This window comes from Dietzia sp. E1 (genome assembly GCF_014145015.1).
Classification (GTDB): Bacteria; Actinomycetota; Actinomycetes; order Mycobacteriales; family Mycobacteriaceae; genus Dietzia; species Dietzia cinnamea_A.
Genome location: NZ_JAALDU010000011.1, coordinates 1 through 26,840 on the forward strand (window position 1 = coordinate 1; position 26,840 = coordinate 26,840).

The 26,840-nt window shown below is 68.4% G+C and carries 21 protein-coding genes; all 21 read right to left on the reverse strand.

Going from position 1 to position 26,840, the window contains the following annotated elements:
- Nucleotides 1-10: 10 nt before the first annotated feature.
- The gene (locus G6030_RS00485; RefSeq protein ID WP_063971843.1) at nucleotides 11-466 is read right to left on the reverse strand and encodes a carboxymuconolactone decarboxylase family protein; all 456 of its coding nucleotides are present in this window, start codon (nucleotides 464-466) and stop codon (nucleotides 11-13) included.
- Between the two features lies 1 nt (nucleotide 467).
- Nucleotides 468-824: a GNAT family N-acetyltransferase gene (locus G6030_RS00490; protein ID WP_182641851.1), complete on the reverse strand. Its 357-nt coding sequence runs from the start codon at nucleotides 822-824 to the stop codon at nucleotides 468-470.
- A 12-nt stretch (nucleotides 825-836) separates the two neighbouring features.
- Nucleotides 837-1,865 (reverse strand): pirin family protein, encoded by a 1,029-nt coding sequence (locus tag G6030_RS00495; protein ID WP_063971842.1) that lies wholly within the window; start codon nucleotides 1,863-1,865, stop codon nucleotides 837-839.
- Nucleotides 1,862-2,755: an SDR family NAD(P)-dependent oxidoreductase gene (locus tag G6030_RS00500; RefSeq protein ID WP_063971841.1), complete on the reverse strand. Its 894-nt coding sequence runs from the start codon at nucleotides 2,753-2,755 to the stop codon at nucleotides 1,862-1,864. Before G6030_RS00500 ends, G6030_RS00495 begins: the two co-directional genes overlap by 4 nt.
- Nucleotides 2,756-2,804: 49 nt before the next feature.
- Nucleotides 2,805-3,662, reverse strand: a complete 858-nt coding sequence (locus G6030_RS00505; RefSeq protein ID WP_063971840.1) for an LLM class F420-dependent oxidoreductase — start codon at nucleotides 3,660-3,662, stop codon at nucleotides 2,805-2,807.
- A 76-nt stretch (nucleotides 3,663-3,738) separates the two neighbouring features.
- Nucleotides 3,739-4,869 carry a hypothetical protein gene (locus tag G6030_RS00510; protein ID WP_063971839.1) on the reverse strand — a complete coding sequence of 377 codons (1,131 nt, stop codon included), beginning with the start codon at nucleotides 4,867-4,869 and terminating at the stop codon, nucleotides 3,739-3,741.
- Nucleotides 4,870-4,875: 6 nt separating this feature from the next.
- A complete protein-coding gene (locus G6030_RS00515; RefSeq protein ID WP_063971838.1) occupies nucleotides 4,876-5,595 on the reverse strand; it encodes a class I SAM-dependent methyltransferase in 720 nt (239 codons plus the stop codon).
- Nucleotides 5,589-6,962 carry a glycosyltransferase gene (locus G6030_RS00520; protein ID WP_182641852.1) on the reverse strand — a complete coding sequence of 458 codons (1,374 nt, stop codon included), beginning with the start codon at nucleotides 6,960-6,962 and terminating at the stop codon, nucleotides 5,589-5,591. Before G6030_RS00520 ends, G6030_RS00515 begins: the two co-directional genes overlap by 7 nt.
- Before the next feature lie 212 nt (nucleotides 6,963-7,174).
- Nucleotides 7,175-11,134, reverse strand: a complete 3,960-nt coding sequence (locus tag G6030_RS00525) for a DNA-directed RNA polymerase subunit beta' (protein WP_182641853.1) — start codon at nucleotides 11,132-11,134, stop codon at nucleotides 7,175-7,177.
- A gap of 123 nt (nucleotides 11,135-11,257) precedes the next feature.
- Entirely contained in the window at nucleotides 11,258-14,764 is a 3,507-nt protein-coding gene (locus G6030_RS00530; RefSeq protein WP_182641854.1) for a DNA-directed RNA polymerase subunit beta, read from the reverse strand.
- A 436-nt stretch (nucleotides 14,765-15,200) separates the two neighbouring features.
- The gene (locus G6030_RS00535; protein ID WP_182641855.1) at nucleotides 15,201-15,884 is read right to left on the reverse strand and encodes a hypothetical protein; all 684 of its coding nucleotides are present in this window, start codon (nucleotides 15,882-15,884) and stop codon (nucleotides 15,201-15,203) included.
- A 19-nt stretch (nucleotides 15,885-15,903) separates the two neighbouring features.
- Entirely contained in the window at nucleotides 15,904-16,566 is a 663-nt protein-coding gene (locus tag G6030_RS00540) for a hypothetical protein (RefSeq protein ID WP_187701420.1), read from the reverse strand.
- 53 nt (nucleotides 16,567-16,619) lie between these two features.
- Nucleotides 16,620-17,864, reverse strand: coding sequence for an MCE family protein (locus G6030_RS00545; protein ID WP_132063030.1), 1,245 nt, complete (start codon nucleotides 17,862-17,864; stop codon nucleotides 16,620-16,622).
- The gene (locus tag G6030_RS00550; RefSeq protein ID WP_182641857.1) at nucleotides 17,861-19,117 is read right to left on the reverse strand and encodes an MCE family protein; all 1,257 of its coding nucleotides are present in this window, start codon (nucleotides 19,115-19,117) and stop codon (nucleotides 17,861-17,863) included. Before G6030_RS00550 ends, G6030_RS00545 begins: the two co-directional genes overlap by 4 nt.
- Nucleotides 19,114-20,343, reverse strand: a complete 1,230-nt coding sequence (locus tag G6030_RS00555) for an MCE family protein (RefSeq protein WP_096907029.1) — start codon at nucleotides 20,341-20,343, stop codon at nucleotides 19,114-19,116. Before G6030_RS00555 ends, G6030_RS00550 begins: the two co-directional genes overlap by 4 nt.
- Nucleotides 20,343-21,365, reverse strand: coding sequence for an MCE family protein (locus G6030_RS00560; protein ID WP_182641858.1), 1,023 nt, complete (start codon nucleotides 21,363-21,365; stop codon nucleotides 20,343-20,345). The genes G6030_RS00555 and G6030_RS00560 overlap by 1 nt, the downstream gene beginning before the upstream one ends.
- Entirely contained in the window at nucleotides 21,362-22,453 is a 1,092-nt protein-coding gene (locus tag G6030_RS00565) for an MCE family protein (RefSeq protein ID WP_182641859.1), read from the reverse strand. Before G6030_RS00565 ends, G6030_RS00560 begins: the two co-directional genes overlap by 4 nt.
- Nucleotides 22,450-23,886 (reverse strand): MCE family protein, encoded by a 1,437-nt coding sequence (locus tag G6030_RS00570; protein ID WP_182641860.1) that lies wholly within the window; start codon nucleotides 23,884-23,886, stop codon nucleotides 22,450-22,452. Before G6030_RS00570 ends, G6030_RS00565 begins: the two co-directional genes overlap by 4 nt.
- Nucleotides 23,883-24,740 carry an ABC transporter permease gene (locus G6030_RS00575; RefSeq protein ID WP_182641861.1) on the reverse strand — a complete coding sequence of 286 codons (858 nt, stop codon included), beginning with the start codon at nucleotides 24,738-24,740 and terminating at the stop codon, nucleotides 23,883-23,885. Before G6030_RS00575 ends, G6030_RS00570 begins: the two co-directional genes overlap by 4 nt.
- Entirely contained in the window at nucleotides 24,740-25,570 is an 831-nt protein-coding gene (locus G6030_RS00580; protein ID WP_069389566.1) for an ABC transporter permease, read from the reverse strand. The genes G6030_RS00575 and G6030_RS00580 overlap by 1 nt, the downstream gene beginning before the upstream one ends.
- Nucleotides 25,555-26,694 carry an ATP-binding cassette domain-containing protein gene (locus tag G6030_RS00585; RefSeq protein ID WP_347238537.1) on the reverse strand — a complete coding sequence of 380 codons (1,140 nt, stop codon included), beginning with the start codon at nucleotides 26,692-26,694 and terminating at the stop codon, nucleotides 25,555-25,557. Before G6030_RS00585 ends, G6030_RS00580 begins: the two co-directional genes overlap by 16 nt.
- Nucleotides 26,695-26,840: the final 146 nt, after the last annotated feature.

Below are 26,840 nucleotides of genomic sequence, written 5' to 3' on the forward strand. Positions count from 1 at the left end.
GGCGGCCGGCTCAGTCCTCGATACCCGGCTGGTGGTGACTGGCGATCGACACCCGGTTGAAGGCGTTGATGAGCACGATCGTCCACTCCAGCGCCGAGAGCTGTTCGTCGGAGAAGTGGTCGGCGGCGGCCGCCGTCGCGGCAGCGCGTTCGTCGACGTCGTCCAGGCGTGTCAACGTCTCGGCCAGGCGCAACGCCGCCCGCTCGGCCTCGCCGAAGGCGTCGAGTTCGCGCCATGCGGGCAGCAGGTCGAGCCGCCCCTGCGACACCCCGGCCTCGCGGGCGGCGGGGACGTGGGTGGCCAGGCAGGCCGCGCAGCCGTTGATCTGCGAGACGCGCACGTTGACCAGTTCGAGCAGCGCCTCCTCCAGCCCGGCCTCGCGGGACGCCTGCCGGGACGCGACGGCGGTGCGGACGAGCTGCTTGTAGACCTCGCGCTGGGTCCGGTCCAGCTGCGGGACCCCCACGTCAGCCGTCCTCCGCGCCGACCCGGGCGCGGTCGTCGTCGGTGGCGTCACGGCACGCCCCCGCGAACTCGTCGGCGTTCTTGCCGAGGAACCCCTCCACCATCGAGCACACGGGGACGATCGTCACCCCCTCGTCGCGGGTCGCCTCGACCGCTCCGCGGACGAGCGCGGTACCGAGACCCCGGCCTCCGAACTCCTCTCCGACCACGGTGTGGTGGAAGATGCGCTCCCCGCCGATATCGCGGAAGTCGGCGTGGCCGGCGACCTCGCCGGAGGCGTCCCGGATCTCGAACGCCTCGCGCGAGTCGGAGCGCTCCACGGTCACGGTGGTGCCGTTCTTGTCGGTGTACTCGGTCATCGGTGTCCTCCCTTACTCGGTGGTCCGTGCACGCGGGTCGGGATTGACCCGCGGCCTGAGCGTGGTGTTGGGCAGTGCGGGCGCGGGCAGCCGGGTCAGACACTGCGGGTCGTGGCCGATATAGCCGTCCACGCGGCCGAAGCGGTCGGAGCCGGCCTCCCACAGCTCGCGGTAACGGGCGATCTCGTCGTGCGTCCGCCCGATGAAGTTCCACCACATGATGATCTCCTCGGAGAACGGCGTGCCACCGATGAGGACCGCGCGTCCGGGCGTCGACCCGGTGTTGCGGATGGTCAGCGTGGTCTCGCCGACGCCCGTGTAGGCGAGTTCGGTCACCGCGACGCGCACCCCCTCGAGCGTGAGGTCGCCGCTGTCCGCGAGCAGGCCGTGTTCGAACTCCGGGTCCACGTCGAGGGTCAGCTCGGCGCCGGGGTCGAGCCGGATCTCCGCCGCGACGAGGGGCGTGTAGGTGGGGACCGACGACGACGAGCCCATCAGTGACCCCATGAAGACCTGCATCGATCCGCCCTCGAGACGGACCGTGTCGGGCACGAAGTGGTCGAACCTGCGGCCGCCCACCTCGCGGTGCGACTCGGGGAGCACCGTCCAGAGCTGCACTCCGTGCAGCGTGGTGGTGTCCTGGGTCGACACCTCGGTATGGCAGATGCCCGACCCGGCGGTCATGAGGTTGACCTCCCCGGGCCTCACGACGCCATGGTTGTCGCCGGAGTCGTGGTGGGTGATGTTGCCCTCGAACAGCCAGCTCACGGCCTGCAGGCCGGTGTGCGGGTGCGAGGGGACGTCCATGCCGCCGCTGACGGAGACGTCGTCGGGCCCGTAGTGGTCGACAAAGCAGAAGGCGCCGATGAGGGACCGCTGCCGCTGCGGGAGGGTCCGGCGGACGGTCATCGCACGCGGTCCGCCCAGGGGGACGTCGCGGGCCGTGATGATCTCCACGGCGGCGCCGCCGGGCCGTGGCCCGTCGGGCGCGCCGCCGGCCTCGCACTCGATCTCCTCGGGCCGGGGGTCGAGGTTGGTCATTCGGCTACCTCCCGCATCTGCTCACGGGCGTCGGCCTCCTGCCGCCGCATCTCGAGCTTCCGGGCGTTGATCTTCCCGCCCAGCGCCAGGACGAGCGCCTTGTCGACCAGCGGCACTGGCAGGTGGTCCAGCAGGCGGCGGGTCAGCTCCCAGCGCACGGCGTAGCGGTGACGCGGCCGGGCGGTGGTGCCGGCCCGCCACACGGCCTCGGCGAGCACGGACGGGTCGGTGGCCTTGTCGTCCTCCCCGGCGGCCATCTCGCCCATCACCGCGGCCATGGCCGCGAACGGCGAGCCGGGCACGGTCGATTCCTGGAAGCGGCGCCGGATGGAGGCGGTCATGCCGGTGCGGAACGGGCCCGGCTGGACCAGGACGACGTCCATCCCGAGGAACATCAGCTCGCGGCGCAGGGAGTCACCGTAGGCCTCGATCGCGTGCTTGCTCATCGCGTAGGCGCCGTTCATCGGCATCCCGTGCTGCGGGCCGGTCTCGGAACTGATGAGCACCACCCGTCCGCCGGTCTCACGCAACAGGTCCCACAGAGCGTGAACGGTGCGGACGGTGCCCATGACGTTCACGTCGAGCACGTGCTGCACACGCTGCGGGTCGGTCTCGGCGAGCGGGCCGATGCCCAGGACCCCCGCGAAGGTGACGACGAGGTCGAGTCGACCGAAGTCGGCCCGCACGCGGTCGGCCAGTGCGGAGAGCGAGTCGGCGTCGGTGACGTCGGCGGCGACGGGCGTGATCCCCGTCCCGCCGGGCGGGGCCGTCAGGTCGACCGCGACGACCCGCCAGCCGCGACCGGCGTAGAGCGCGGCGGTGGCGGCGCCGAGGCCACCGCCCGCCCCGGTGATGACGACGACGGGAGCGGCGGAATCACTGTGGTCCATATCACGACGGTACCGGCGGAACCGGACCGGGTGGGGCGCCACCGACGGCTCAGACCGTGGCCCCGAGGCCGAGCTTGCCGGCGAGTCGGTCGATGTAGCCGAGGACCTCCTCCTCGGACCGGTCCGGGGTGCCGTAGACGAGCTCGTGCACGCCGAGTTCGCGGTAGGCCTCGATCTTCTCCGGCACCGGCTTGCCGTCGAGGACGACGATGTACGGCTCGCCCTCCCGCCCGGCCTCCGCCCATAGTTCGCGCAGCCTGCGCACGCTGCCGGAGATGTCCTGGGAGATCGGCGTGGTCATCCAGCCGTCGGCGCTGCGGCAGATCCACTTGAGGTTCTTCTCGTTCCCCGCCGCGCCCACCAGCGTGAGCGGGCCGGGCTTCCGGGCGGTCTTGGGCCACGCCCAACTGGGACCGAAGTCGACGAACTCGCCGTGGTACTCGGCCTCGTCCTCCGTCCACAGCTCCCGCATGGCCTCGAGGTATTCCCGCAACATCGTGCGGCGCCTACCCGGCGGGACGTTGTGATCCGCCATCTCGTCGAGGTTCCAGCCGTAGCCCACGCCCAGGACGGCCCGGCCGTCGGAGAGGTGGTCGACGGAGGCGATGGTCTTGGCCAGCGTGATGGGATCGCTCTCCACCGGGATGGACACGGCCGTGCCCAGCCGGATGGTCGAGGTCACCGCCGCGGCGGCGCCCAGCGCGACCCACGGATCCAGGGTCCGACTGTAGCGCTCGTCGGGGAGCTCGGCGCCCCCGGTGCCCGGGTGCGCTGCCTCCCGCCGCACGGGGATGTGCGTGTGCTCGGGAACGTAGAAGGACGAGAAGCCGGCCCGCTCCGCGGCGAGCGCCGCGGTGTGTGGCCGGATACCCCGGTCGCTCGTGAACAGCGTCAGTCCGAATTCCATACGCACTCCCTCGTCTGGGTCGCCACCTGCGCCGACACCTGACCAGACAGCTGTCCAGCGGGGACGTGCCGACAGACTAGCGCACGACGACGGCGGTCGGGCAGGTCTCGCCCGTCGCACAGTCCGCGGGGTCGCCCGGATGCGACCGCAGACGCTGCATGGTGTGGTCCGAGACGTACCGGAAGATCTCGTTGCCCGGCGTGGTGCGCGACAACGCGTCGGCGGCCAGCAGCATCACCGCGGCGGTCCACGTGCTCAGCTCGACGGGCCACCGTTTGCCGTCGGCGAAGACGAGGCCCGTCCAGTACGAACCGTCGTCGTCCCGCAGGTGCTGCATGTGGGTGAACTGCTGCAGCGCCTGCTCGTGCCGACCCGCGGCCTCGAGCGCGAGCACCAGCTCGCAGGTCTCCGCGCCCGTGACCCACGGGCGGTGGTCGACGCAGCGGATGCCGAGGCCGTCCACCACGAAGTCGTCCCAGCGGGAATCGAGTCGCGCCTGCGCCTGCTCCCCCACCATGACGCCGGCCAGCACCGGGTAGTACCAGTCCATGGAGAACTCGTCCTTGGGCGTGAACAGCTCCGGGTGTGCGCGCAGCGCGTGGCCCAACCGGTCGGCTGCCGCGTCCCAGTCCGGCGCCGTCTCCCCCAGCTCCTCGGCGATCGCGACGCCGCACCGCAGCGAGTGGTGGATACTCGACGACCCGGTGACCAGGGCCTCGTCGCAGAAACCCTCCGGCCCGGCGCCCCACCACATCTGCCCGTCGGGCCCCTGGAACGTCAGCACCAGGTCGAGCGCACGGCGCACGGTCGGCCACATCGACTCGAGGAAGCCCGGGGCGCCGGTGACCAGGTGGTGGTGCCAGACGCCCACCGCGACGTAGGCGCAGAAGTTGGAGTCAACGTCCGGGTCCACGATCCGGTCGTCCTGCCACTTCATCGGCCACGAGCCGTCCGGGCGCTGGGAGTCGCGGAGGAACCCGTAGGCCCTCTCCGCGGCCTCCCACTGACCCGCGACAGACAGGCCCATCGCCGACTCCACGTGGTCCCACGGGTCGGTGTGTCCGCCGCTGAACCACGGGATCTCCCCGTTGGGTTTCTGCACGGAGGCGATCCACTCGCCGGTGGCGCGGGCCGCGGCGGCGTCGAGGACGCCCGGTACGCTCGGCACCGGCCGGGGGCGGGACACGCCGTTGCTACGGGTCTGCACGGACGATCAGGCCTCCGCGGGCTTACGCAGGTAGAACACGATGGACTTGCCCATCACCGGGTTGAGCACCTTCTCGGCGGTGCGCGTGATCCACGGGCCCTTCATGAGGTCCCACACGAGCAGCTTGTGGTACGCCTTGGGCAGCGGATGGTCCTCGTTCTCCGTGCCCACCGCACACTTGAGCCACCAGTACGGCGCGTGCAGGGCGTGCGCGTAACCGGTACCCGTGACCTCGAGGCCCGCGGCACGGAGCTTGTAGCCCAGCTCCTCGGCCGTGTAGATCCGGCAGTGTCCGCCCGGGTTGGAGTGGTAGGCGTCCGACAGCTTCCAGCACAGCTTCTCCGGCCACTCCCGCGGCACGGTCACCGCGGCGACCCCGCCGGGCTTGAGGATGCGCACGAGCTCGGCGATCGCCTTGGTGTCCTCCGGCACGTGCTCGAGCACCTCGGAGATGAGCACCAGGTCGAACGTCGCGTCCTCGTACGGCATGTCGAGCGCGTCGCCGGTGACGGCCTCGCCCCTCGAGGCGGGCAGGCCCTCCCCCTCGGCCTCCATGGCCGCCAGCATGTCCGAGACCTGCTGCATCTCGTCGGCGTTCTGGTCGAACGCGGTGACGTCCGCACCTCGCCTGTAGAGCTCGAAGGTGTGGCGGCCGAGGCCGGCCCCCACGTCGATGGCTCGCATGCCCGGGGTGACCCCCAGACGGTCGAAGTCAGCGGTCAGCATGCGGCGTCCTCCTGCTCACGGATGTCGTACTCACCGGATTCCGGGAGCACCTCGGGCGCGTCGTCGGTGACGTGCTCGTCGATCTCGGCCTGATCCGGCCCGAGGACCGGCCCCGCCGACAGGTCCGGCAGCGCCTCGCCGCGGACCCGGGCGATCGCCGCCTCGTAGACCTCGACGGTCCGGCGGGCGACGGCCGCCCAACTGTAGCGCTCCATCACCCTTGCGCGGCCACCCTTCGACAGCCGGTCCCGTTCGGCGGGGTCGGACAGCAGCGCACTGATCTCCCGGGCCAGCGCGTCGACGTCCCCGGGCTCGACGAGGCGGGCCGCCGAGTCGTCCGTCCCGACCACCTCCGGCAGTGCGCCGGCCCGGGTCGCCACGAGGGCGCAGCCACTGGACATCGCCTCCACCGCCGGGAGGGAGAACCCCTCGTACATACTCGGCACGACCGCGATCTCGGCTGACCCCACGAGTTCGGCGAGCTCGTCGTCGTCGACCCCGGACACCAGGTCCACCGCATCGCGCAACCTCAACCTGTCGAGCAGGCGTGACGCCTCGCCCTTCGGCTTGAGCTTGGAGATCAACGTCAGGCGGACGCCCGGGTGGTCCTCACGCACCTTCGCCAGCGCGCGCAGCAGGACGGGGACACCCTTGAGGGGCTGGTCGGCACTCGCCACGCACACCAGGCGGCCGGGTTCGCGACGCCGCCCGTCGTGGAATCGGTCGGTGTCGACACCCAGCGGGATCGTGACGATCCGGTCCGGGTCGACCCCGAAATCCCCCGCGATGTCCTCCGCCGAGTTGCCGGAGACCGTGATGATCTCCTGCAGCCTGCGGGAGACGCGGATCTGCATGCCGAGGAAGCCGAACCATCGCCACGTCGTGATCTTCTTGCGGAGCGGGGCCTCCTTCATGGCCAGCGCGCGATCCCGGGTGATGGGATGGTGCACGGTCACCACGACGGGGAAGCCGGCCTTCTCCAGGTCCAGCAGGCCCGAGCCCAGGCACTGGTTGTCGTGCACCACGTCGAAGTCGTCCAGCCGGTCCTTCAGCGTGCGCGCGGCCCGCAGGCTGAACGTCCGCGGTTCCGGGAACCCGGCGGTCCACATCGTGACCACCTCGAGCACGTCGATGAGATCCCGGATCTCGCGGGGACGCGGCGTACGGAACGGGTTCGCGTCGTTGTACAGGTCCAGGCTCGGCACCTTCGTCAGCGTGGGCCCCGGGTCCAGCTCGGGGTACGGCTGACCGGAGAACACCTCGACGGTGTGGCCGAGTGCCGCCAGCTCACGGCTCAGGTGGCGTACGTATACACCCTGCCCGCCGCCGTGGGGTTTGCTCCTGTACGAGAGCAACGCGATCCGCACGATCGATCGCCTCCTTCTACGGTCATCGGCCCCGCCGTCGCGACTGCAGTGAGTGGCGACGGGCACATCGGGCAAGTCTAGAACACGTTCCCCAGCAGCAAGGACGCGGCCGGGCAGCCGACCCGCCGAAACACCGGACCCCCGGCACGCGGGGTGCTCGGGGGTCCGGTGAGACGGGCTGGGCGCGGCGGCGATCCTGCCGCGCCAGCCGATCAGTAGCCCAGGTCGTCGAGGCGGACGGACGCGCCGGTGGCGTCGCCGAAACCGTCCTCGGGGCCGTAGAAGCCGTCGCCGTAGTCCGGGATGGAGTAGGCGGCGGCGCGGGCCTCCTCGGTGGGCTCGACCGTCGAGTTCCGGTAGCGGTTGATACCGGTACCCGCCGGGATGAGCTTACCGATGATGACGTTCTCCTTGAGGCCCACGAGCCGGTCCGACCGCCTGTTGATCGCGGCGTCGGTGAGGACGCGGGTGGTCTCCTGGAAGGAGGCCGCCGAGAGCCACGAGTCGGTGGCGAGCGAGGCCTTGGTGATGCCCATGAGGACCGGGCGCGCCGAGGCCGGCGAACCGCCCTCGGTGAGCACGCGGCGGTTCTCCGCCGTGAGCTCGGCACGCTCCACCAGGGCACCCGGCAGGAACTCGGTGCTGTTCGACTCGTTGATCGCGACGCGGCGCATCATCTGACGGACGATGACCTCGATGTGCTTGTCGTGGATCGACACGCCCTGCGAGCGGTAGACCTTCTGCACCTCGTCGACGAGGTGCTTCTGGACACCGTTCGGGCCGAGGATCGCCAGCACCTCGTGCGGGTCGGCCGGGCCCTCGAGGAGGGCCTGACCGCGCTCGAGATGGTCGCCGTCGGCGATCGGCCGCGAGGAGCCGTCGTCGAGGGTGATGTGGGCGAGGCCCTGACGCTTGGAGAGCTTCTCGTAGACGATCTCGTCCGCACCGTTGTCGGGCACGATCGTGATCGTGTAGAAGCGCTCCTCCTCGTCGATGCGGATCCGGCCCGCCTCCTCGGCGATCGGCGCCTTGCCCTTGGGCACGCGCGCCTCGAACAGCTCCTGCACACGCGGCAGACCACCGGTGATGTCGTCGCCGACGCCACCCTGGTGGAACGTACGCATCGTGAGCTGGGTACCGGGCTCACCGATCGACTGTGCGGCGACGATGCCGACGGCCTCCCCGATGTCGACCAGCTGGCCGGTCGCCATCGAGCGGCCGTAGCAGGTCGCGCAGACGCCGGTGCCGGTGGTGCAGGTCAGCACCGAGCGGACCTTGACCTTCTCCACGCCGGCGTTGATGAGCGCCTCGATGGTCGGGTCACCCAGGTCGGTGCCCGCCGACACGATGACCGTGCCGTTCGCGTCGACCGCGTCCTCGGCGAGCGTCCGGGCGAACGTCGAGGTCTCGACGTGCTCGTCGCGCTCGAGGACACCCGTGGAGTTGCCCTGGGCGTCCATGATCGGGCGGGCGATCGTCGTCTCCACGCCCTTGCTGGTGCCACAGTCGGTCTCGCGGACGATGACGTCCTGGGAGACGTCGACCAGACGACGGGTGAGGTAGCCCGAGTCGGCGGTACGCAGGGCGGTGTCGGCCAGGCCCTTACGCGCACCGTGCGTGTTCATGAAGTACTCGAGCACCGTCAGGCCCTCGCGGAACGAGGACTTGATGGGCTGCGGGATGAACTCGCCGTTCGGACGGGTCACCAGGCCCTTCATGCCGGCCAGCGACCGGATCTGGGTCATGTTGCCCGCCGCGCCCGACTTCACGATCGTCGGGATCGGGTTGTCGTCCGGGTAGTTGGCCTCCATGGCCTGGCCGATCTCGTCGGTGGCCTCCTGCCAGAGCTTGACCAGGTCGCTCTTGCGCTCCTCGTCGGTGATCTTGCCGAGGTCGTACTGCGACTCCAGGCGCGCGGCCTTGGTGTCGTACGAGGCGAGGATCTCCTTCTTGGCCGGCGGCACGAGCACGTCGGACATGGCGATGGTGACACCCGAGCGGGTGGCCCAGTAGAAGCCGGTGTCCTTGAGCTTGTCCACCGTCTGCGCCACGACGATCATCGGGTAGCGCTCGGCCAGGTCGTTGATGATGACGGCCTGACGCTTCTTCGGCATCTGCTCGTTGACGAACGGGTAGTCCGCCGGGAGCAGCTCGTTGAACATGACGCGGCCGAGCGTGGTCTCGGCCAGCCACTCCTGCCCGGGGGTCCAGCCCTCGGGGAACTGCTCCGCCTCGATCTCGGCGCTGGGGCGCTGCTGCGTCATCCGGACCCGGATCGGGGCGTGGATGTCGAGCACACCCAGGTCGACGGCCATGATGGCCTCGGCCGGGGTCGCGTACACGCCGGTCGCCGGCGCGTCGTCGGTGGCGGGCTCGTAGGCGCCCTCGGCACCCTCGTCCAGACGGGTCAGGTAGTACAGGCCCGTGACCATGTCCAGTCGCGGCATGGCGAGCGGACGACCCGACGCCGGCGACAGGATGTTGTTCGACGCGAGCATGAGGATGCGCGCCTCGGCCTGCGCCTCCGCGGACAGCGGGAGGTGCACGGCCATCTGGTCACCGTCGAAGTCGGCGTTGAAGGCCTCACACACGAGCGGGTGCAGCTGGATGGCCTTACCCTCGACGAGCTGCGGCTCGAACGCCTGGATGCCGAGACGGTGCAGCGTGGGCGCACGGTTGAGCATCACCGGGTGCTCGGCGATGACCTCTTCGAGCACGTCCCACACCTGGTCGCGCTGACGCTCGACCATCCGCTTGGCGGACTTGATGTTCTGCGCGTGGTTGAGGTCCACGAGCCGCTTCATGACGAACGGCTTGAACAGCTCGAGCGCCATGAGCTTGGGCAGACCACACTGGTGCAGCTGGAGCTGCGGACCGACGACGATGACCGAACGGCCCGAGTAGTCGACACGCTTGCCGAGCAGGTTCTGACGGAACCGGCCCTGCTTACCCTTGAGGAGGTCAGACAGCGACTTGAGCGGGCGGTTGCCCGGCCCCGTGACCGGCCGGCCGCGGCGGCCGTTGTCGAACAGCGCGTCGACGGACTCCTGCAGCATCCGCTTCTCGTTGTTGACGATGATCTCGGGCGCGCCGAGGTCCATCAGTCGCTTGAGACGGTTGTTGCGGTTGATCACGCGACGGTAGAGGTCGTTGAGGTCCGAGGTGGCGAAGCGGCCACCGTCGAGCTGGACCATCGGCCGCAGCTCCGGCGGGATCACCGGGACGGCGCCGAGCACCATCGCGGCCGGGTGGTTGCCCGACTGCAGGAACGCGGAGACGACCTTGAGCCGCTTGAGGGCGCGGATCTTCTTCTGACCCTTGCCGTTGCGGATGATCTCGCGCAGCGACTCCGCCTCGGCCTCGAGGTCGAAGTTGAGCAGCAACTGCTGGATCGCCTCGGCGCCCATTCCGCCCTCGAAGTACTCGCCGAAGCGGTCCTCGAGCTCGCGGTAGATGCCCTCGTCGACGATGATCTGGTTGACGTCGAGCTTGACGAAGGTGTTCCAGATCTCCTCGAGGCGGTCCAGCTCACGCTGGGCGGCCTCGCGGATCTTCTTCATCTCCTTCTCGCCGCCGTCCTTGACCTTGCGGCGCTGGTCGGCCTTGGCACCCTCGCCCTCGAGCTCGGCGAGGTCGGCCTCGAGCTTGCGCGCGCGGGCCTCGATGTCGGAGTCGCGCTCGTCCTCGATGATCTTGCGCTCCTCGAGGACCTGGGCCTCGAGGGTGCTGAGCTCGTTGTGACGCAGCTCGGTGTCGACGCCCGTGATGACGTAGGCGGCGAAGTAGATGATCTTGTCGAGGTCCTTGGGCGCGAGGTCCAGGAGGTAACCCAGACGCGACGGGACGCCCTTGAAGTACCAGATGTGGGTAACGGGCGCGGCCAGCTCGATGTGGCCCATACGCTCACGACGCACCTTGGCGCGGGTCACCTCGACGCCGCAGCGCTCACAGATGATGCCCTTGAAGCGCACGCGCTTGTACTTGCCGCAGTAGCACTCCCAATCCCGGGTGGGGCCGAAGATCTTCTCGCAGAACAGGCCCTCCTTCTCCGGCTTGAGGGTGCGGTAGTTGATGGTCTCCGGCTTCTTGACCTCGCCGTAGGACCAGTTACGGATGTCCTCGGCGGTCGCGAGGCTGATGACCAGCTCGTCGAAGTAGTTGACGTCCTGCACGTAGGCGTCCTTTCCCGGGTGGGATGATGGCGGGCCCCTCGCGGGGTGGGGCCGGTGGGGCCCGCCGTGGTGGAACTCGAATCTGTCGGGTGCGGGGCGGGGCGGCGGCTGCCGCCCTCCCGCCTACTGGGCCAGCTCGTCGGCCGCCGAGGACTCGTCGCGCGAGAGGTTGATCCCGAGGTTCGCGGCGGTGCGGTCGAGGTCGTCGTCGTCACCCTCGCCCAGGGAGACCGCCTGGCCGTCGCTGGAGAGCACCTCGACGTTGAGGCACAGCGACTGCAGCTCCTTGAGGAGGACCTTGAAGGACTCCGGGATACCCGGCTCGGGGATGTTCTCGCCCTTGACGATCGCCTCGTAGACCTTCACGCGGCCCACGACGTCGTCGGACTTGATCGTGAGCAGCTCCTGCAGCGTGTACGCCGCGCCGTAGGCCTGCATCGCCCAGCACTCCATCTCACCGAAGCGCTGGCCACCGAACTGGGCCTTACCGCCGAGCGGCTGCTGGGTGATCATCGAGTACGGACCGGTCGAGCGGGCGTGGATCTTGTCGTCCACCAGGTGGTGCAGCTTGAGGATGTACATGTAACCCACGGCGACGGGGTACGGGAACGGCTCGCCGGAGCGGCCGTCGAACAGCGTCGCCTTGCCGTCGGCCTTGACCATCCGCTCACCGTCACGGTTCGGCAGGGTGCAGCCGAGCAGACCGGTGATCTCGGTGTCGGCCGCGCCGTCGAAGACGGGGGTGGCGGTGTTGGTTCCGGGCTCGACGTGGTGGATCTCCTCCGGCAGCTTGGTCGCCCAGTCGGGCAGGGAGCCGTCCGCCTCGCGCGGCACCTCCCAGCCCGCCTTGGCCAGCCAGCCGAGGTGGGTCTCCATGATCTGACCGATGTTCATACGACGCGGGACGCCGTGCGTGTTGAGGATGATGTCCACCGGCGTGCCGTCGGGCATGAACGGCATGTCCTCGGCGGGGAGGATCTTGCCGATGACGCCCTTGTTGCCGTGGCGGCCGGCGAGCTTGTCGCCGTCCTGGATCTTGCGCTTCTGCGCCACGTACACGCGCACCAGCTCGTTGACGCCGGGGGGCAGATCGTCGTCGTCGTCACGCGAGAACACGCGCACGCCGATGACCTTGCCGGACTCACCGTGGGGCACCTTGAGCGAGGTGTCGCGCACCTCGCGCGCCTTCTCACCGAAGATCGCGCGCAGCAGGCGCTCCTCCGGGGTCAGCTCGGTCTCGCCCTTCGGGGTGACCTTGCCGACCAGCACGTCGCCGTCGCGGACCTCGGCGCCGATGCGCACGATGCCGCGGTCGTCGAGGTCGGCGAGGACCTCGTCGGAGACGTTGGGGATGTCACGGGTGATCTCCTCGGCGCCCAGCTTGGTGTCGCGGGCGTCGATCTCGTGCTCCTCGATGTGGATGGACGTGAGCACGTCCTCCTCCACCAGGCGCTGCGAGAGGATGATCGCGTCCTCGTAGTTGTGGCCCTCCCACGGCATGATCGCCACGAGCAGGTTCTTGCCGAGCGCCATCTCACCGTTCTCGGTGCAGGGGCCGTCGGCGAGGACCTGGCCGGCCTCGACGCGGTCGCCCTCGTCGACGATCGGCTTCTGGTTGGAGCAGGTGCCCTGGTTGGAGCGCGCGAACTTGGACAGCCGGTAGGTCTGGCGACCGCCGTCATCGGCCATGACGGTGATGAAGTCGGCCGAGACCTCCTCCACGATGCCCGGGTTGGTGTTGACGACGACGTCGCCGGCGTCGACGGCCGCACGCAGCTCCATGCCGGTGCCGACGAGCGGCGCCTCGGAACGCACGAGCGGGACGGACTGACGCTGCATGTTCGCGCCCATGAGGGCACGGTTCGCGTCGTCGTGCTCGAGGAACGGGATCATCGCGGTGGCGACGGAGACCATCTGCCGCGGCGAGACGTCCATGTAGTCGACGTCGCCGGCCTCGACGACCTCGACGTCGCCGTGCTTCTTGCGGACGAGGATGCGGTCCTCGACGAAGCGGCCCTCGGCGTCGATCTCCGAGTTGGCCTGCGCCACGACGTAGCGGTCCTCCTCGTCAGCCGTCAGGTAGTCCACCTGGTCGGTGACGACGCCCTCGTAGACGCGTCGGTACGGCGTCTCGATGAAGCCGAACGGGTTGACCCGCGCGTACACCGAGAGTGAACCGATCAGACCGATGTTCGGCCCCTCGGGCGTCTCGATCGGACACATGCGGCCGTAGTGCGAGGCGTGGACATCGCGGACCTCGAGGCCGGCGCGCTCACGCGACAGACCACCGGGGCCCAGCGCGGACAGACGACGCTTGTGGGTCAGACCCGACAGCGGGTTGTTCTGGTCCATGAACTGCGACATCTGGGAGGTTCCGAAGAACTCCTTCAGCGCCGCCGTGATGGGCCGGATGTTGATGAGCGACTGCGGGGTGATCGCCTCGGAGTCCTGCGTGGTCATGCGCTCGCGGACGACGCGCTCCATGCGGGACAGGCCGACGCGGACCTGGTTCTGGATGAGCTCACCGACAGTACGCAGACGACGGTTGCCGAAGTGGTCGATGTCGTCGACCTCGACGGGCACCTCGCGGCCACCGGCCACCTGCATCGACTCCTCGCCCGCGTGGAGGCGCACGAGGTACTCGATGGTGGCGGCGATGTCCTCGCGGGTGAGCGTCGTGGTGGCGTCACCCTCGGGGTCGGGCAGACCGAGCTTGCGGTTGACCTTGTAACGACCGACGCGGGCCAGGTCGTAGCGCTTCTCCTTGAAGAACAGGTTCTCCAGGAGCGCCTCCGCGGACTCGCGGGTCGGCGGCTCGCCCGGGCGCAGCTTGCGGTAGATCTCGAGCAGGGCCTGGTCGGTGTCCTCGACCGTGTCCTTCTCGAGCGTGGACATCATGATCTCGGAGAAGCCGTAGCGCTCCTTGATCTCGGTGGTCGTCCAACCGAGCGCCTTGAGCAGGACGGTGACCGACTGGCGACGCTTGCGGTCGATGCGGACGCCGACGGTGTCGCGCTTGTCCACGTCGAACTCGAGCCACGCGCCGCGCGACGGGATGACCTTGACGGAGTGGACGTCCCGCTCCGTGGACTTGTCGCGCGAGCGATCGAAGTACACGCCCGGCGACCGGACGAGCTGCGAGACGACGACCCGCTCGGTGCCGTTGATGATGAACGTGCCCTTGTCGGTCATCATGGGAAAATCGCCCATGAAGACCGTCTGGGACTTGATCTCACCGGTCTCGGTGTTCTCGAACTCGGCCGTGACGAACAGGGGCGCCTCGTAGGTGCGGTCCTTTTCGCGGCAGTCCTCGAGGGACGCCTTGACCTCTTCGAAGTAGGGCTCCGAGAACGAGAGCGACATTGATCCGGAGAAGTCCTCGATCGGGGAGATCTCCTTGAGAATGGACTCCAGGCCCCCCTCGAGGTTGGTGACGCCGCGCGAGGCGGCCTCCTTCTGCCACTCCTCCGAGCCGATGAACCACTCGAACGACTCCGTCTGGAGGTCGAGCAGCCCCGGGACCGGCAACGGCTCGGAGAGCTTCGCGAACGAAACCCTCCGGGGCGCACCGGGAACGGTGGAGACTGACGTGGTCTGGCGGGAGACTGCCAAGATGGGTCCTTCCAGCACCTCACGTGATCACCACGGGCGGTGACCACAGATGTATCTGCGAGCGGTCCGCCGACGGGTATCCACCCGGGTCCGCCGCCACATCGAGGGCTCGGAAAGCACCCGGTGGAACCGGGAGTGAGCCGTCACGGACGGACGGGAGGGCAAATAGCAGCCAGCGCAACGACCTAATCTAGCGGAAGGCGGCGACAAAGTCCAGCCCTCAACGGAGTGTCCCCCGGAGGCTGGTCGCGTGCGTGGTGCGGCGTCCGTCTCTGCGCTGGTTGCCCTCGTGGCTCTCGCCTCATCGGCCCCCGGTCGGGACGTCGCACCCGGACAGAGCCGCACTCAACCTGTGTGGCACTCGCCCGATGCCCCTAAAGGGTGACGGGTGAAAGCCCTTTCGTCAAGGATCCGACGCGGTCGGTTGCCGGATCGGCTCAGCCCACCGCCCTCGTCAGGAGGGCAGATCCGGGATCCTCGACAGTTTCCAGACTCCGTCGACCTTGTCCAGACCGACGAGATAGGTGCCGCTGGTACTTCCCGCCGCCGCACCGTCCCTGGTCATCGACACATCCTGGACCAGCAGCACCTCGGCCTTGTCGCCCTGGAGGTAGGCCAGACCGGCCTCGCGGACCTCCGCGTCGACACTCGTCGCGGACTGCTCATAGCTCTCGCGCAGCGCGGGCCAGTTCTCGTCCAGCTCGTTCACGAGCTTCGGGGTGAGGAACTCTCCCAGCGAATCGTGGTACTCGTCGAGGGTCTCGTGGTCGATCGCCACGAGCCGCTGGACGTTGGTCGTCGCAGCCGAGAGGACCTCCTCGGTGGCCTCCCGGTCAACGAACGCCCTGTTGTCCACGTCGACCCCGGGTTCCGTCGCCAGGAACGCCCCGATGGCCCCGGCGGCCAGCCCCGTCGCGATGGCGGAGTACGCGATCGTGCGACCATCGGGCCGACGGCCGGCACGCCGTTCCCCGCGACCCGCCCCGGTTCCGTCGCCGCCCACCTCGTCGTCTCGTGCGTCCCACGACGTGGGGTCCGTGGCGGTCCCGCCCTCGGGTCGGGTCTGTCCGGCGTGTCCGGCCAGCCGCCTACGGGGCGCCGGATTGACCGACTTCTGGGTTCTCTTGATCGGTGGCATCAGCGACTGTCGTCCTTCGTCATCGTCCGGCGGAGGTGGTCGGCGCGGGGGTCGACTCCTCCTCGGTGGCCGGGTCGTCCTGTTCCTCCGGAGCGTCGAGCTCCTCCACGGACCGACCGGACTCGCCTACCGGGACCGTCACACCCACCTGGTTGACCGCGTCGGCCTTCCAGGTGCCGTCCTCTCGCGTCAGGTCCACGCGCATCGCCTGACGGCCTGTGATGTCGTCCTGGCCCTCCCGCTCGGAGTGGGCGGTGAACACAACGAGGACGGCCGCGTCGCCGGCCTCGAGATCCAGGGTCTCGACAGCGGTGTGCGAGACCGTCGCCGTGGTGACCGCCTTCTGCTCCACCACGCGCGTTCGCACATCGTCGGCCCACTGCTCCTGCTCGGCGAGGAACTCACCGGCCGAGGCCTCCGCCAACTGCTCGAGCGATTCGTCGACGTTCCGGTGGTCGAAACTGAAGGCGTTGATTATCACCTGCGCGGCGACGTCGGAGGCCGCCTCGCGCTCGGTCGCCACCTCCTGGGCCGCCCGCGCCTGGGTGTACCGCACCCCGAACACCACCAGCGTTGTCAGCCCCGCCACGAGGATACTCACCGCGAGGACCACCAGCCATCTCGGCACGGTCCCCGTCCCCCCGGGGCGGCGCGCATCCCCGTCCGTTACCTGCGAACCCATGGCGGCGACACTACCGGACCCACCGTCCGCCGAGTCGCCGCCCCGCCGCACGGTCACCGGGGGATCAACCCCTGCAACACCGCGAGCTGCGTGGCCGCCACGGACAGGTTGGCCCTGTCGGGGTCGATCTTGGGCTTGGCGTCCCAGGGCTGCGGCACGTCCGGGTGCGCGTACTCCACCCGGTCGGCACCGCGGACGGCGGTGGGGCTGCCGAAGGGCACGGTGCACTGCGCGTCGTAGTTGGGCGGGAAGTTCTGTTCCTGCCAGTCGAAGGACGGGTCCTGCGCCTTCATCTGGTCGATGATCTCCCACGTACCTTCGTATCCTTGCGTACACGCTGGTGGGTTGTTCGTCTCGAGGGACAGACCGAAGTGGATTGTCCCGTCCCCCGGGGCGACGGACATCCCGCCGGCGGCCAGCGCCGGCAGCAACTGCAGCAGCACCTTGAACGACGGGGCCAACGGATCGACCGTCTTCATCGTGGTCGACAGATTGCCGACGGCGCGCGAGAGCGGCTCGCCGGAGTTCTCCACGAGGTAGCGGGTCTCGTCGGCGAACTCCGGTCCCGTGGTGATCAGCCGTTCCAGGTCGGAGTCCGAGTCACGCAACGCCTCGGTGACCGTCCTGAGATCGCGGGAGAAACTGACGATCTCACCGGACTGGTCGGCCTGCGTCTCCAGGACGGTCGCCCCGTCGCGGATCAGCGTCTGCAACTGCGGCATGGTGCGGATACCGGACTCGGAAATCCGGATGAGGGAGTCCGAGAGTCGCTCCAGTTGGGGTCCCCGGCCCTGGAACGCCTTGCCGAGTTCATCGACGGTCACCTCGAGATCGTCCAAGGGGACCGATCGGGAAAGGTCGTCGACGGAGGCCAACAGGTTCTCGACGGGTACCGGCAACGCCTCACGTCCGGCGGAGACCACGTCCCCGTCCTCGAGATACGGCGCCGAGCTGCTGTTGGGTCGCAAGTCCACGTACTGCTCTCCGATGGCGGAGCGGTTGGCGACCACGGCCTCGGTGTCCGCCGGGACGTCGGGGGCGCTCGAGTCGAGGTCGAGCTCGACTCGCACACCGTCGTCGGTGAGCGAGAGCTCGCCCACCCGTCCGATCGCCGTGCCGCGGTAGTTGACGGCCGCGTTGGTGAACACCCCGCCGGTCTCGGGTAGGTCCAGATAGACTTGGTACTGGCCGATCCCGAACAGCGAAGGTAAGCGAACGTAGTTGGCACCTACATAGGTGATCCCGACCGCGGCGATCACACAGAAGGCGATGAGCTGGGTGCGGAGTGTCTTGCTCATCGGTTTCCTGGCTCTCCTGGTTCGGGCAGGTAGTTCTCGGAGAACTCCGAGACTCCTGGTGCGGGCTTGGGCACCACCGCCCGGTCCATGACCGGCGGGACCGGCAGGAGCGGCAGCACGATGGTCGTCCGCCGGTCCGGGCCGTTGTCGCCGACCCACGGGTTCTGCGGGTCCACGACGTACGGCCCGCTCGTGGTGTTCGGACGGCGAACCACCGGTTCGCCCTGATTCGCCCCCAGATTCCGGAGCGTCTCAGAGATCGTCGCGTCCACGGAGAGAAAGATGTTGGTCGCGCCGCCGACGGTCGCCGGGATAGACGAGTCCGGGAACGGGAAGGTGGGGACGAAACCGATCAGTTCGATGAGCTCCGGAGTCGACTCGCCGAGGGACTGCAGCACAGGGCGCAGCGCCCGCAGGTCGGCGATGAGGTCCTCCCTGCTGGTGAGCAGGACTTCCGAGCCGACCTGGCCCAGTGTGTCGACCCGGCGCAGCATCTCCACGAACTGCGAGCGCTGCTCCTCGAGCACCGCCACCCCGGCGGGCAGCTCGTCGAGCGCCGCCTCGATCTGCTGGCGCTGATCGTTGGCACGCGACGTCATGAGGTTCACGCCCTCGAGGGCTTCGGTGATGCTGTCGCGCTGCCGGTTCAGGCCCCCGATGAGCTCCTCCGCCGATCGCAGGGTCCGGGTGAGATCCTCCTCGCGGCCGTCGGTGGCCTTGCGCAGTTCGGCCACGATCGGTTGCAGTTGGTCCACGCCGCCGCCGTTGAGCAACAGCGACAGCGCGCCGAGAACCTGCTCGATGTCGGTAGCCGTGCGGGTGTCCGAACTGGCGATGACGTCACCGCCGGACAGCTCTCCGGTGGGCGGCTCGTCCTCCGGCGGGCTGAGCTGCACGAACTTCTCGCCAAGGAGATTGGTCTGCTGGATCGAGGCCTCGACGTTGGCGGGGAGCTCCATGTCGCCGCGGAGGACGATGTCCACCTCTGCGGTCCACCCGTCCTCCGCCAGCGAGATACCGGACACGCGACCGGCGTCAAGACCATTGACCTTGACCGACGACTGCAGGACCAGGTCCAACACATCGTCGAAGCGGACGGCCACGTGCATGGGGTCCTCACCCAGGTCGGCGCCACCCGGCAGAGTGTAGTCCTCCAGATTCAACGAGCACCCCGCCGCGACGGCGGCCACGAGCGCGCTGGCACCGACCGCGCGGACGGCGCGACCGAGGATGGGCGTGGTCGGCCGGATCATCCCCGTCCCCCTTCCGAGGCGGGCGTCATCGGCCACCCGCGATTGCCCTGGACCGTCCCGGGAACCGGGACAGACTGATTCATCTCGCCAGCGAGGATGCCCAACGGCAGATCCGGGTTCGACGCTTGTAGATCGGCGTTGCGCTGCGGCGCGAGAGCCTCGCAGGCCTCGATATCGGCGCGCCGGAGGTTGTCGAGTTCGGCCAGCATCTGGTCCCCGGGGTTCAGGCGGCCAAGTGTCATGAGCTGGCACAGGACGCCGGCCGGGTCCTGCAACTCCGGGATGCCGAGACGTAAGGACAACAGCCCGGCCTCGGGGTCGTAGGCGCCGATGAGGTTGGACAGAGCCAACGGAGCAGTCTTGAGGATCTCCTCGATGTCGCCCCTCTGGTCCGCGGTGATCTGACTGAGTCTCACCAAACGGTCCGCATTGCTGCGGATCACGTCCTGGTTGTCCCGCACGACACGCGCGACGTCCGCGAGGGCGTAGCTCAGTTCGGCGAGGGCGCCCTGGAGGTCCTCGCGCTGACCAGCGACAGTCTGGTTGAAGGTCGACATCTGGGAGTTGAACTGCCTCACCTGGGCATCGTTCTGCGCGAGCATCGTGACGAACGACTGCAGATTGACCACGGTCTCGCTGATGTCCTGACTCGAATCCGCCAGCGTCGTCGCGGCCTGCGACAACTCGTCGATCGACCGCCCGAGTGCGGCACCGTTGCCTCCGAGCGTGTCCGCGGACGCGGTGACGAACCGGTCGAGAGCGCCGTCCTTGTTGGCACCCTCCGGGCCGAGAGCATCGGTCAGTTCCTCCACCGAGGCGTAGAGCTTGTCCACCTCGACCGGTGTCGCGGTCCGCTCGAGGGGGATGTGCGCGCCCGATTCCATCTTGGGGCCGCCTGAGTAGGCGGGCAGTAGTTGGACGTTACGGTCAGGGACGACCGAGGGCGTCACCTGGACCGCCTTGGCGTCCGCCGGGACGTCCACGCCCCGGCGGACGTGGAACTCGACCTCGACGGTCTCCCCCATCGGGGTCACCTTGTCGACGGAACCCACCGTGACCCCCAGGATCCGGACATCGGAGCCCTCCGATATTCCGACGGCTGTCGGGAAGGTGGCGGTGATGCTGGTGCGTCCGAACCCCGTGACGGCGAGGAAAATCACAGTCACGGCGGCCACGACGACGACGAGCAGCAGCCCGACGAACGAGTACGGCATCTTCTTGTGCATCAGTTGATCCCACTCTGTCTGGCCGGCGCGCGGGCGCCGGGATAGAAGGGCGGCTCAGGAATACCCGGCGGGACGAGGTTGGTGACCACGGTGTCGAACCATCTGCCCGAGCCCAGAATGTTGGAGTACAGCCGATAGAAGGGCGCAAGGTTGTGGATGGATGCCCTCAGCTCTTCCTCGTGGTCGGTCAACACCGCCAGGGCGGAGTCGAGACTATCCAGGGTCGGCTTGAACTCGGCCTCGTTCTCCGCGACGAACCGGCGGAGTTCGATCGACAGTCCGCGCGTGGAGGCCAACACCAGCTTGAGACTCTCGGCGCGGTCGTTGAGTTCGCCCAACAACTGTCCGGTGCCGATGATCAGGCGCCGGAAGTCGTCATTACGGTCCGCCACGATCTGGGAGCTCGTACGCGTGGCCTCGAGTAGGTTCCGCAATTCGGCGTCCCGGCTGGACACGGTCTGCGACAGACGCGCCATGCCGTCGACCGCGCCCCGGAACTCCTCGGGCGACGCCTGCATCGTATCGGTGAGGGTGTCCAGGCTCGCTGCCAATTTGGCGTCATCGATCTCGTCGAGCGTCTCCGCTGCGGAGGAGAAAGCTGTGACCACGTCGTACGGGGCCACCGTCCGCTCAAGCGGGATCGGCTCCGACGTGTCGAGTTCCCCGGTTCCCGCCGGGCTCAGCGCGAGGTACTTCTGGCCGAGCACGGTCTTGAGTTGGATGCTCGCCCGGGTGTCGTCGCCGAGCCAGGCGTCCTTGGCCCGGAAGCCCACGGCCACCTTGTCGCCGTCGAGCGCCACGTCGGTCACGACGCCAACCTTGACGCCGGCCACGCGGACCTCGCTACCGTCCGCTAGCCCGGCGGCCTCGGAAAAGTAGGCTGTGTATTTGGGTCCCGCCCCGACGATCGGTAGCGCGTCGAGTCTGAACGACACGGCGGTCAGGGCGAGGATCACCAGGACCCCGATCGCTCCGATGGTGGCGTTGCTGAACCTCGGCTCGTTCGCACTGCGCTTGCTCATGGGATTCCCCCTGCGTGGCACCGGGGCGCGACGTTGGTGTACACCGGCTGATTGATCGTGGGACCGCCGCTCGGAAGAAGGTTGGGCACGTTGGTGCCTGGGCCGTGCACCACGTCGAGTCCACAGAGATAGAACTGGAGCCAGGACCCGAACGAACCCGTCCTGATGAGGTTGTCGGTCTTGCGCGGCAGGTTGATGAGAACCTCGCTGAGCGTGTCGCGGTTCGTCGTGATCTGGTCGGTGACCACCTTGAGGTGGTCGAGCGAATCCGTCACGGCGGGCCGCGTGGCGGTGACGATGTTCTCCGCCGACGAGGTCAGATCCGCCATCGAGTCGAGCGAACTGCCGATAGCGTCGCGCTCGTCGGCGAGTCCCTCGACGAGTTGCCTGGTGGTCACCACGAGCTGCTGGAACTGCACGTCCCGCTCGTTGATGGTCTCGAGGACCCGGGTGAGGTTGTCGATGACTTCGCCGATCACCTGATCCCGATCGGCCAGGTGGTTGGTCAGCTCACCAGTCTGGCGGACCAGGCTCGTCACGGTGCCGCCCTCCCCTTGCAGTACCCGCACCAGCGAGTCGGCGAGCGCGTTGACGTCCTCCGGCTGCAGGGTCGTGAAGAGCGGGCGGAAACCGTTGAACAGCGCCGTGAGATCGACCGCGGGCGAGGTCTTCTCGATTCCGATCGTGCTCCCTTCCTCCAGGGCCGATTGGACGGGTCCGGGCTCCCGGGAGATGTTCAGGTACCGCTGGCCGATCATGTTCCGGAACCGCAGTGCCAGGTGCACGTTGGCCGGCAGCGTGCGGTCGCCGGCCAGGGTGAAGTCCACCTTAGCCAGGTCGCGTTCGTGGATCTCTATCCCGGTGATGTTGCCCACCACGACGCCGGCTATCCGGACGTCGTCGCCCTCCTCCAGCATGGTCACGTCGGAGAAGATCGCAGAGTACTCCGTACCTTCCGCCCGGGTGCCGCCCCTGATGGTCACGGCGAGGACCGAACTGAGCAGCACTGTGACCACGATGAAGACCACCAGTTTGACGAATGACCCCAGCAGGCCGCCACGGAATAGGGCCTTCAGTTTGGCGTTCATCGGAAACCGACCTCCGTTCCGCGAAGCGCCGGGGCGCCGATCTGGCCGATCCAGGCAGGGATCTCCTGCGCGCCGCGCGAGGACGCGACCCCCAGGACGGTTCGGACGGTGTCGGTCTCCAGCGGCGAGCCGGCGTAGGCCATAGCCACCACGTCGGTGTCCTGACCCGCGGTCACGGTTGACGGAAACGGCATATTGGGCTGCTCGGGCACCGCCCGCCCGGGAGCCGGGGGAACCGAGCCACGGTTACGGAGTGCCGGAACCGGCCCGTCCCGGAGAAGCGGATTGGGCAGAGTCGGGATGAACGCGGGCCCCGGATTGCGGGTGGGGATCTGGTAGCTCCCGTCGGCGATCGCCCCGCCGGGGGCCCCACCGAAGTAGAACGGCTCCTGCGCCGGGTCGTAACAGCGGGGACCGCGGGTGTCGAAGAACCGCGGCTCGTCCTGGTTGGGCACGTAACGCCCTCTGGGATTGACGAGCTCGAGCGTCACCCGGATGGCGGGGTGCTCGGTGCCCACGCCCAGGATGGCATCGGACCGGTCCAGAAGTGTCATGAAATTCCCCACCGAGCACGGCAGTGCTGGCGAATACTCAGCCAGGTACTCCAGGGAGGTGCGCGAGTCCACCGCCAGGGAGATGAGGTCGTTGCGGTTAGCGGCGAGGAAACCGGTGAGGACCTCGGACGACTCGCTGATCCGCCGCAGTCCGTCGGCGATGTCGGGGCGGCGCTGGACCACCGTGTCGCCGGTGGTGCGCAGAGCGTCCAGAGCGTTGATGAGATCAGGCAGCGCCTCGGAATAGGTCTGGGAGAATGTCGCCAGATCCTCGATTCCGGCTTCCAGCGCGGGAAGCTCCTGGTTGATCCCCTCGAAGACCTGTCCGATCTCCACGAGGCTGGCACCGAGCTCGTCGCCCCTACCCGACAGCGCCTGGTTCAGGGCGCCGAGAGTACCCGCCAGCTTCTCCGGCGGGACCGCCTCGAGTACGGGGAGCAGTCCGTCCAGGACACGGCCGAGCTCGATCGCGTTGCCACGGGTGTCCTGCTGGATGCTCGCGCCGGGCTCCAGGGTGCCCACGGGCTGGTCGGGGAAACCCAGGTCGACGAACCGCTCACCGAAGAGCGTCTTGGGGAGCAGTCGACCGCTGACGTTGGCCGGCAACTGGTCCATGTAGGCCGGGTCGAACTCCATGTTCACCCGCACCCGGTCCCCGTCGGGCTCGACCCCGGAGACCCGGCCGACGAGCACGCCCCGGGCCTTGACGTCGGCGTCGTTCGGCAGCGCGTAGGCCAGTTGGTCGGTGTTCAGGGTGACGGTGTCCGACGCGGTGAACGCGCGGTTGTAGATCGCGATGGTCGTGCCGACGAAGGCGAGCACGATGACGATGAACAGGGCGGCCAGCAGCCGCTTCGAGAGCGCCGAAAGTTCGTTCATCCCGCCACCCGCACAGTCGTGGTCGTGCCCCAGAGGGCGAGTCCGACGAAGAAGTTGAGGATCGCCACCACGACGATCGTGGTGCGGACGGCCCGCCCCACAGCCACGCCGACGCCGGCCGGACCGCCGGTGGCGGTGAAGCCGTAGAAGCAGTGGATCATCACCAGCACGAACGCGAAGATGATCACCTTGACGAACGAGTAGATCACGTCTTCCGGTGGCAGGAACAGGTGGAAGTAGTGGTCGAACGAGCCGGTGGACTGGCCCTGCACGATGGTGTTGACGCCCCTCGTGGCGAGGTACGAGGACAGCAGGCCGACGACGTACAGCGGGATGACCGCGATGAATCCGGCGATCACCCGGGTGGTGACCAGATAGGGCACGCTCGGGATCGCCATGACCTCCAGGGCGTCGATCTCCTCGGATATCCGCATCGCGCCGAGTTGGGCCGTGAAGCCGCAGCCGACGGTGGCGGACAGGGCGAGTGACGCCACGATGGGGGCGACCTCGCGGGTGTTGACGTAGGCGGACAGGAACCCGGTGAGGACCGAGCTACCGATCTGGTCGAGGGCTGCGTAGCCCTGCAGGCCGACGACGACCCCGGTGAACCCGCTCATCATGACGATGACGCCGATGGTCCCGCCGAGCACCGCCAGCGTGCCGACGCCGAAGGTCACCTCCGCGATCAGGCGCAGCACCTCGTGGCGGTAGTGGAGGATCGCCTGAGGGATCCAGCGGATCGCCCGGAGGTGGAAGGCGAGCTGGTCGCCCAGAGAGTCGAACGAACTGACCGGGCCACGGACAAGGGCCCTCAGCCGGGCCCTCGTGGGTCCGACATCGGTATGGATCGCCATTACGACCCCTTCGGGGGAACGATCTGCAGGTACATCGCCGTCAAGATGAGGTTGGCGAAGAACAGCAGGAGGAATGTGAGGACCACGCCGAGGTTGACGGCGTCGCCGACCCCCTTGGGGCCGCCCTTGGGGTTCATCCCGCAGTACGAGGCGACCACGCCGGCGATGAGTCCGAAGATCAGGGCCTTGATCGAGGACATGATGAAGTCGGGCAGTTGGGCGAGGGCACCGAAGGACATCAGGTAGGCGCCCGGTGTGCCGCCCTGCAGCATGATGTTGAACACGTAACCGCCGGAGATCCCGACGATGGAGACGAGTCCGTTCAGGAGCACCGCGACGAGCATCATGCCGAGCACCCGGGGGACGACGAGTCGTTGGATGGGGTCGATCCCCAGGACGCGCATCGCGTCGAGTTCCTCGCGGATGGAGCGGGCGCCCAGATCAGCGGCCACCGCCGACCCGGCGGCGCCCGCGATAAGCAGCGAGGTCACCAGCGGCGCGCCCTGCTGCACGACGGCGAGGACGCCGGTCGCTCCCGTATAGGCCTCAGCCCCTAGCTGCTGGACCAGCGAGCCCGTCTGCATCGCCACGACCGCCCCGAAGGGGATCGCGACCAGTGCCGACGGCAGGATCGTCACGGACGCGATGAACCACGACTGCTCGATGAACTCTCGGAACTGGAACGGCCTCCTGAAGACCCCTCTGAACACCTCGAGGAACAGTCGGAAGACCGCACCGGCGCCGCCCACCGCAGTCCGGACACCTCCGCCGACATCTGCTGGCGACACACCGGCCTTCACCGCGGGTTGCTGGTTCACGCCCTCCGCCATGCCTTTCCTCCGATCTCTCCGGCGTCCTCGGACCCATTAGGACCCGTAGTGGTCGTCGACAGCCGCTGACTGCCGCCACCCGCAGCGCCCGTGGTGGCGTCGACCGGCGCCGACGCTGTGACCCTACTGTTACCGTGGCCGCGGGCCGCCCACTCCTCGCGGATGGCGGTCTGGGCGCCCTCGGGGAGGGTGTCCAGCATCTCGGCGACCCGCTTCTCGCGGCGCAGCTCGCCCTGACGCTGCGGGCTGCCGGGGGTCGGCTGCATCTGCGGCGGGACGCCCTTGACCTCGTCCTCGCCCGGGGAGCCGTCGTTGTGGCCGGCCTCGGCGTGGGCCTGCTCCTGGCGCATCTGCGCGTCGTCCTTCTCCTCGGACATGCCGATGGGCCCGAGCTTGGACCCGCGCAGGAACTGGCGAACCGACGGCTCCTCGCTGGTGAGCAGCACCTCGCGCGGGCCGAACATCACGAGGTTTTTGCGGTAGAGCATGCCCAGGTTGTCGGGGACCGTGCGCGCGAGGTTGATGTTGTGCGTCACGATGAGGATCGTGGCGTCGATCTGCGCGTTGATGTCGATCAACAGCTGTGCGAGGTAGGTCGTGCGGACCGGATCCAGGCCCGAGTCGGGCTCGTCGACGAGGATGATCTCGGGGTCGAGCACCAGCGCGCGGGCGAGGCCGGCCCGCTTCCGCATACCGCCGGAGATCTCGCCCGGCAGCTTGCCCTCGGCACCGGTCAGACCGGTGAGCTCCAGCTTCTCCATGACGATGTCGCGGATCTCGGACTCGGACTTCCGGGTGTGCTCGCGCAAGGGGAATGCCACGTTGTCGTAGAGGTCCATGGAGCCGAACAGCGCGCCGTCCTGGAAGAGGACACCGAACAGCTTGCGGATCTCGTAGAGCTCCTTGGCGGTGGACTGCAGGATGTCCGTGCCGTCGATGATGATCTTGCCGCGCTCGGGCCGCAGCAGGCCGATGAGCGACTTGAGGAAGACGGACTTACCGGTGCCCGACGGGCCGAGGAGCGCACTGACCTCACCCTCGGGGAGGGTGAACGTGACGTCCTCCCAGATCTTCTGCGAACCGAAGGACTTGGTCAGACCCTCGACGGAAACCTCGACACCCACGTCAACCACTCCTCACTGCAGCCATCATCTGTGGCCACGGTCACTGTAAACTACCGCTCCATAGGCGTGCTTTGTTACATGCCCCGGAAAAGTGTTCCGCCCGGATCGTCTAGGAGACTGCTGAACAATCAGGGTGTCCGCCCCGC

Bases quoted from the DNA above. Each gene is read 5' to 3' on its own strand.
- G6030_RS00490 (WP_182641851.1), bottom strand. From the start codon at position 824: ATGACCGAGTACACCGACAAGAACGGCACCACCGTGACCGTGGAGCGC.
- G6030_RS00495 (WP_063971842.1), bottom strand. From the start codon at position 1,865: ATGACCAACCTCGACCCCCGGCCCGAGGAGATCGAGTGCGAGGCCGGC.
- G6030_RS00500 (WP_063971841.1), bottom strand. From the start codon at position 2,755: ATGGACCACAGTGATTCCGCCGCTCCCGTCGTCGTCATCACCGGGGCG.
- G6030_RS00505 (WP_063971840.1), bottom strand. From the start codon at position 3,662: ATGGAATTCGGACTGACGCTGTTCACGAGCGACCGGGGTATCCGGCCA.
- G6030_RS00515 (WP_063971838.1), bottom strand. From the start codon at position 5,595: ATGCTGACCGCTGACTTCGACCGTCTGGGGGTCACCCCGGGCATGCGA.
- G6030_RS00535 (WP_182641855.1), bottom strand. From the start codon at position 15,884: ATGCCACCGATCAAGAGAACCCAGAAGTCGGTCAATCCGGCGCCCCGT.
- G6030_RS00540 (WP_187701420.1), bottom strand. From the start codon at position 16,566: ATGGGTTCGCAGGTAACGGACGGGGATGCGCGCCGCCCCGGGGGGACG.
- G6030_RS00545 (WP_132063030.1), bottom strand. From the start codon at position 17,864: ATGAGCAAGACACTCCGCACCCAGCTCATCGCCTTCTGTGTGATCGCC.
- G6030_RS00550 (WP_182641857.1), bottom strand. From the start codon at position 19,117: ATGATCCGGCCGACCACGCCCATCCTCGGTCGCGCCGTCCGCGCGGTC.
- G6030_RS00555 (WP_096907029.1), bottom strand. From the start codon at position 20,343: ATGCACAAGAAGATGCCGTACTCGTTCGTCGGGCTGCTGCTCGTCGTC.
- G6030_RS00560 (WP_182641858.1), bottom strand. From the start codon at position 21,365: ATGAGCAAGCGCAGTGCGAACGAGCCGAGGTTCAGCAACGCCACCATC.
- G6030_RS00565 (WP_182641859.1), bottom strand. From the start codon at position 22,453: ATGAACGCCAAACTGAAGGCCCTATTCCGTGGCGGCCTGCTGGGGTCA.
- G6030_RS00570 (WP_182641860.1), bottom strand. From the start codon at position 23,886: ATGAACGAACTTTCGGCGCTCTCGAAGCGGCTGCTGGCCGCCCTGTTC.
- G6030_RS00575 (WP_182641861.1), bottom strand. From the start codon at position 24,740: ATGGCGATCCATACCGATGTCGGACCCACGAGGGCCCGGCTGAGGGCC.
- G6030_RS00580 (WP_069389566.1), bottom strand. From the start codon at position 25,570: ATGGCGGAGGGCGTGAACCAGCAACCCGCGGTGAAGGCCGGTGTGTCG.